1 pseudogene is annotated in these 1,242 nt (G+C 53.4%); it reads right to left on the bottom strand.

From position 1 onward, the window contains the following. Positions 1-1,194, bottom strand: a pseudogene (locus N5D53_RS27580) (IS3 family transposase); the annotation flags it as partial. Between the last annotated feature and the right edge of the window lie 48 nt (positions 1,195-1,242).

The raw sequence follows: 1,242 nt of genomic DNA, 5'->3' as shown, positions 1-1,242 counted from the left end.
CGAAGAAGCTTTCCATGGCCGCGTTGTCCAGGCAATTGCCTTTTCGAGACATGCTCTGCTTTATCCCGCATTCGCTTAGCTTACGGCGGTATTGCGCCTGCTGGTAATGCCATCCCTGATCCGAATGCAACACGAGCTTCGGTTTCTCTCCCAGGCAATCGAGCGCTTTGCCAAGCATGTTCCCAACCAGGCTATAGCACGGGCGACTGGCCATTTCGTAGGCCACGATTTCGCCGTTGTACAAATCCATCACGGGCGACAGATAGAGCTTCTGTTGAGCTACTTTGAACTCGGTTACGTCAGTCACCCACTTCTGGTTTGGGCGTTGAGCGACAAAATTTCGCTCCAGTACATTCGCTGCCACTTTGCCGACGGTACCTCGATAGGAGCGATATTTCTTGGGGCGCACTACTGATTTCAATCCCTGCTCAGCCATCAGCCGTTCAATGACCTTCTTGTTCACCCGCTTTTCCTTCCTGATTACGAGTGCGATACGGCGATAACCATAAAGCCGTTTCTGCTCGTGATAGACGCGATGCACCAATGCCTTGAGCTCAGCATGCCGGTCTGGCTTCTGCTGAGCTTTGAGCTGGTAGTAGAAGGTGCTGCGCGCCAGCTCGACCAACTGAAGGAGGTCAGGCAAAGGAAACCTGCGCTTGAGTTTGGAAACGATCAGGGCTTTTTCCCGCGTGTTCGTTCCTTTTCCTCGCGCAGAGCCTTGAGCTCCTTTAGGACAGCATTCTCCATGCGCAGGTACTCAAGTTCAGCCATCAGCTGATCTCGAGACTTCTGATCATCATTGGTATCGGTGGGTTTGGCAGGCTTGATCTTCTTCGACACGTCGATTGGCTTTCTTGGCTTGATGGCAGTAGAGGGTGCAGGACTGCCACTGTAGTACTGCCGCTGCCAAATGCCTATCTGAGAGGACTGCCCAAGACCAAAGTGGGCAGCAGTCTGGCGCAGCGAAAGCCGATGCTCGTGCATATAGCTAAGCACCTGCTGTTTGAAATCACTGGTATAGCGCCGCCCATGCGAGCCTGGACCAATGCCATTATTGGCCTGATAACTGGCCACCCAGCGTCGAAGCAGGCTGAAATCGATACCTAAGTGTTGAGCCACCTTTCGGAAACCGTTGCTGCCATCCAGGTAGGCTGTGATCGCTGTGAGCTTGAATTGCTCGGTGTACTTACCCATAGATCCCCCAAGGGTTGGATTGGTGTCCAACTTCTTGGGGGCAGTCCA

It is taken from the genome of Pseudomonas sp. GD03862 (genome assembly GCF_029840855.1).
Lineage (GTDB): Bacteria > Pseudomonadota > Gammaproteobacteria > Pseudomonadales > Pseudomonadaceae > Aquipseudomonas > Aquipseudomonas alloputida.
Note: the sequence above shows the minus strand (reverse complement) of the source record. Positions and strands in the feature narration are given on the sequence as shown.